This window comes from Actinomycetospora sp. TBRC 11914 (genome assembly GCF_012933465.1).
Lineage (GTDB): Bacteria > Actinomycetota > Actinomycetes > Mycobacteriales > Pseudonocardiaceae > Actinomycetospora.
The window spans coordinates 1-5,458 of record NZ_JABBND010000041.1; the positions used below are offsets into that span (position 1 = coordinate 1).

The 5,458-nt window shown below is 59.8% G+C and carries 3 rRNA genes; all 3 read left to right on the forward strand.

The window, feature by feature from the left end:
• The first annotated feature begins 137 nt into the window (after positions 1-137).
• The 3 genes from HH311_RS30655 (at position 138) to rrf (ending at position 5,440) form a co-directional block, all read left to right on the forward strand.
• Positions 138-1,669: ribosomal RNA gene (locus HH311_RS30655) — 16S ribosomal RNA — on the forward strand.
• A gap of 425 nt (positions 1,670-2,094) precedes the next feature.
• Positions 2,095-5,190: ribosomal RNA gene (locus HH311_RS30660) — 23S ribosomal RNA — on the forward strand.
• A gap of 133 nt (positions 5,191-5,323) precedes the next feature.
• Positions 5,324-5,440 (forward strand): 5S ribosomal RNA (gene rrf / locus HH311_RS30665).
• The 16S, 23S and 5S rRNA genes sit together here, the layout of an rRNA operon.
• The last annotated feature ends 18 nt before the right edge of the window (positions 5,441-5,458 follow it).

Consider the following 5,458-nt stretch of genomic DNA (forward strand, 5'->3'; position numbering starts at 1 on the left):
GTGTGGTCGTCCTTTGAGAACTCAACAGTGTGCTGACGTTTGGTGTGCTTTGGCCCCGTACCCTGATGTGTCAGGGTTGGGGTTTCTTTGAGTGCAGTTGTTTTGTCAGGAGAGGGTTTGTTCTCTTCTAACGGTTTTTGTTGGAGAGTTTGATCCTGGCTCAGGACGAACGCTGGCGGCGTGCTTAACACATGCAAGTCGAGCGGTAAGGCCCTTCGGGGTACACGAGCGGCGAACGGGTGAGTAACACGTGGGTGACCTGCCCTCCACTTCGGGATAAGCCTGGGAAACTGGGTCTAATACCGGATAGGACCTCTGGATGCATGTCTGGGGGTGGAAAGTTTTTTCGGTGGGGGATGGGCCCGCGGTCTATCAGCTTGTTGGTGGGGTGATGGCCTACCAAGGCGACGACGGATAGCCGGCCTGAGAGGGTGATCGGCCACACTGGGACTGAGACACGGCCCAGACTCCTACGGGAGGCAGCAGTGGGGAATCTTGCGCAATGGGCGGAAGCCTGACGCAGCAACGCCGCGTGGGGGATGACGGCCTTCGGGTTGTAAACCTCTTTCGCGATCGACGAAGCTCCCGGTTGTTCCGGGGGTGACGGTAGGTCGAGAAGAAGCACCGGCCAACTACGTGCCAGCAGCCGCGGTAATACGTAGGGTGCGAGCGTTGTCCGGAATTATTGGGCGTAAAGAGCTCGTAGGCGGTGTGTCGCGTCGGCCGTGAAAACCTGGGGCTTAACTCTGGGCGTGCGGTCGATACGGGCATCACTTGAGTTCGGCAGGGGAGACTGGAATTCCTGGTGTAGCGGTGAAATGCGCAGATATCAGGAGGAACACCGGTGGCGAAGGCGGGTCTCTGGGCCGATACTGACGCTGAGGAGCGAAAGCATGGGTAGCGAACAGGATTAGATACCCTGGTAGTCCATGCCGTAAACGTTGGGCGCTAGGTGTGGGGTCCATTCCACGGGTTCCGTGCCGCAGCTAACGCATTAAGCGCCCCGCCTGGGGAGTACGGCCGCAAGGCTAAAACTCAAAGGAATTGACGGGGGCCCGCACAAGCGGCGGAGCATGTGGATTAATTCGATGCAACGCGAAGAACCTTACCTGGGTTTGACATGCACCAGACAGGCGTAGAGATACGTCCTCCCTTGTGGTTGGTGTGCAGGTGGTGCATGGCTGTCGTCAGCTCGTGTCGTGAGATGTTGGGTTAAGTCCCGCAACGAGCGCAACCCTTGTCCCATGTTGCCAGCGGGTTATGCCGGGGACTCATGGGAGACTGCCGGGGTCAACTCGGAGGAAGGTGGGGATGACGTCAAGTCATCATGCCCCTTATGTCCAGGGCTTCACACATGCTACAATGGCCGGTACAGAGGGCTGCGAAGCCGTGAGGTGGAGCGAATCTCGTAAAGCCGGTCTCAGTTCGGATCGGGGTCTGCAACTCGACCCCGTGAAGTCGGAGTCGCTAGTAATCGCAGATCAGCAACGCTGCGGTGAATACGTTCCCGGGCCTTGTACACACCGCCCGTCACGTCACGAAAGTCGGTAACACCCGAAGCCCGTGGCCCAACCCGTAAGGGGGGGAGCGGTCGAAGGTGGGACTGGCGATTGGGACGAAGTCGTAACAAGGTAGCCGTACCGGAAGGTGCGGCTGGATCACCTCCTTTCTAAGGAGCTTCACCTCGGATCACCGGACCCCTTGGGGTGACGGGTCACCGTGTTGGTGGCCGGCCCTGGTGGTGTCCTGGTGGGAGGACCACGACCACGCCTGTGGTGGTGGTGGTTGCTTGCTTGGTTTGAAGTGGAACAAAGCACCGTCCAGTGATGGACGTACGAGCGTCGGCGCACTGTTGGGTCCTGAGAGGACGACCGGGCCCGCTCCTTCGGGGGTGGGCCGGTGTTTTCTCCGGGGCACTCATTCGCCCTGTCCTGGGTTTGCCTGGGGTGGGGTGGTGGTGTGCGGGTGTGGTTGTCAAGTGCAGAGTGGACGCGAGCATCTTTTTTCTTTGGCCGATCGCACACTGTTTTCTCTGGTCTTTGGTGTGTGGTCGTTTTGTTTGCTTGATGACTGTGTGACTGGTGTTGGTGTGTTGGTCAAGTTGTCAAGGGCGCACGGTGGATGCCTGGGCATCAGGAGCCGATGAAGGACGTGGGAGGCCGCGATAGTCCTCGGGGAGTTGTCAACCGAGCTGTGATCCGAGGGTGTCCGAATGGGGTAACCCGGCAGCCGTCATGGGCTGTCACCCCCGCCTGAATGTATAGGGCGGGTGGAGGGAACGCGGGGAAGTGAAACATCTCAGTACCCGCAGGAGAAGAAAACAAAAGTGATTCCGTGAGTAGTGGCGAGCGAAAGCGGAGGAGGCTAAACCCCGTCAGTGTGAGAGCCGGCAGGTGTTGCTGGTGGGGTGTTGTGGGGCGTCATGGCCCGGGTCTGCCGACCTGGGGCGTGGCCGTGGATGGTTAGTCGAAGGCGTTGGGACGCGTCGGCGTAGAGGGTGAGACCCCCGTAGGCGAAAACCGTTCATGGTCGCGTGGTGGCGTGCCCGAGTAGCAGCGAGCCCGTGGAATTCGCTGTGAATCTGCCGGGACCACCCGGTAAGCCTAAATACTTCCTGGTGACCGATAGCGGACGAGTACCGTGAGGGAAAGGTGAAAAGTACCCCGGGAGGGGAGTGAAACAGTACCTGAAACCGTGTGCCTACAAGCCGTCAGAGCTCGTCCTTGTGACGTGTGATGGCGTGCCTTTTGAAGAATGAGCCTGCGAGTTAGCGGTACGTGGCGAGGTTAACCCGTGTGGGGTAGCCGTAGCGAAAGCGAGTCCGAACAGGGCGTGTTGAGTCGCGTGCTCTAGACCCGAAGCGGGGTGATCTACCCATGGCCAGGGTGAAGCGCCGGTAAGACGGTGTGGAGGCCCGAACCCACCAGGGTTGAAAACCTGGGGGATGAGCTGTGGGTAGGGGTGAAAGGCCAATCAAACTCCGTGATAGCTGGTTCTCCCCGAAATGCATTTAGGTGCAGCGTCGCGTGGTACTCACCGGAGGTAGAGCACTGGTTGGCCTAGGGGGCCTACAAGCTTACTGAAGTCAGCCAAACTCCGAATGCCGGTGAGCGTGAGCGCGGCAGTGAGACTGCGGGGGATAAGCTTCGTAGTCGAGAGGGAAACAGCCCAGATCGCCGGCTAAGGCCCCTAAGCGTGCGCTAAGTGGGAAAGGATGTGGGATCGCCCAGACAACCAGGAGGTTGGCTTAGAAGCAGCCACCCTTGAAAGAGTGCGTAATAGCTCACTGGTCAAGTGGTCCTGCGCCGACAATGTAGCGGGGCTCAAGCGCACCGCCGAAGCCGCGGCAACACCACGGACACCTAACGGTGGTGGTGTTGGGTAGGGGAGCGTCATGCGGGTGGTGAAGCGGCGGAGTGATCCAGCCGTGGAACCCGTGTGAGTGAGAATGCAGGCATGAGTAGCGATAGCAGAGTGAGAAACTCTGCCGCCGGAAGACCAAGGGTTCCTGGGCCAGGTTTTTCCGCCCAGGGTGAGCCGGGACCTAAGGCGAGGCCGACAGGCGTAGTCGATGGACAACGGGTTGATATTCCCGTGCTCGTGTAGGCGCGTCCCTGGCGAGCCCAGGTGTGCTAACCGCCCGAACCATCCCAGTCTCCTTCGGGAGCTGGTGGTGGGGAGCGCGGGACCCCACCTGGTAGTAGCCAAGCGATGGGGTGACGCAGGAGGGCAGCTCCGCCAGTGAGTGGTTGTACTGGTGCAAGCGTGTAGGCCGGTGCACAGGCAAATCCGTGCACCATCCAGGCTGAGACGTGACGCATAGCCGTTGAGGCGAAGCAGAGTGATCCCATGCTGCCGAGAAAAGCCTCTAGCGAGTTCCTACGCGACCCGTACCCCAAACCAACACAGGTGGTCAGGTAGAGAATACCGAGGCGTTCGAGCGAACTGTGGTCAAGGAATTCGGCAAAATGCCCCCGTAACTTCGGGAGAAGGGGGGCCCTGTGGCCTGAAACCCCTTTGCGGGTTAGGGCTGTGGGGCCGCAGAGACCAGGGGGAAGCGACTGTTTACTAAAAACACAGGTCCGTGCGAAGTCGCAAGACGATGTATACGGACTGACTCCTGCCCGGTGCTGGAACGTTAAGGGGACCGGTTAGGCCTTCGGGCCGAAGCTGAGAACTTAAGCGCCAGTAAACGGCGGTGGTAACTATAACCATCCTAAGGTAGCGAAATTCCTTGTCGGGTAAGTTCCGACCTGCACGAATGGAGTAACGACTTCCCCGCTGTCTCGACCACAGACTCGGCGAAATTGCACTACGAGTAAAGATGCTCGTTACGCGCGGCAGGACGGAAAGACCCCGGGACCTTCACTACAGCTTGGTATTGGTGCTCGGTTCGGCTTGTGTAGGATAGGTGGGAGACTGTGAAGCCCGCACGCCAGTGCGGGTGGAGTCATCGTTGAAATACCACTCTGGTCGAATTGGGCATCTAACCTCGGGCCATGATCTGGTCCAGGGACAGTGCCTGGTGGGTAGTTTAACTGGGGCGGTTGCCTCCCAAAGGGTAACGGAGGCGCCCAAAGGTTCCCTCAGCCTGGTCGGCAACCAGGTGTTGAGTGCAAGTGCACAAGGGAGCTTGACTGTGAGACCGACGGGTCGAGCAGGGACGAAAGTCGGGACTAGTGATCCGGCACCTCCTGGTGGAAGGGGTGTCGCTCAACGGATAAAAGGTACCCCGGGGATAACAGGCTGATCTTGCCCAAGAGTCCATATCGACGGCATGGTTTGGCACCTCGATGTCGGCTCGTCGCATCCTGGGGCTGGAGTAGGTCCCAAGGGTTGGGCTGTTCGCCCATTAAAGCGGTACGCGAGCTGGGTTTAGAACGTCGTGAGACAGTTCGGTCCCTATCCGCCGCGCGCGCAGGAGACTTGAGGAAGGCTGTCCCTAGTACGAGAGGACCGGGACGGACGAACCTCTGGTGTGCCAGTTGTCCCGCCAGGGGCACGGCTGGTTGGCTACGTTCGGAAGGGATAACCGCTGAAGGCATCTAAGCGGGAAGCCCGTTCCAAGATGAGGTCTCCCACCCCTACGAGGGTTAAGGCCCCCACCAGACCAGTGGGTTGATAGGCCAGACATGTAATCACCGCGAGGTGTTCAGTGGACTGGTACTAATAGGCCGAGGACTTGCCCGACACACCACCACGAGCCACACAGTGAAAAACCTGTCAGGCAACCAAACTGCGCCAACGCAAAGAGCTCTGCTCGCGTCCACACACTGCACCCCCACACCACCCAACACGTTGGCTGGTGGGGGTGGTTCGGTGTTCCGGTGGCCACAGCGGAGGGGAAACGCCCGGACCCATCCCGAACCCGGAAGCTAAGCCCTCCAGCGCCGATGGTACTGCGACCGCCAGGTCGTGGGAGAGTAGGACACCGCCGGAACACCCAACCACCCCCACC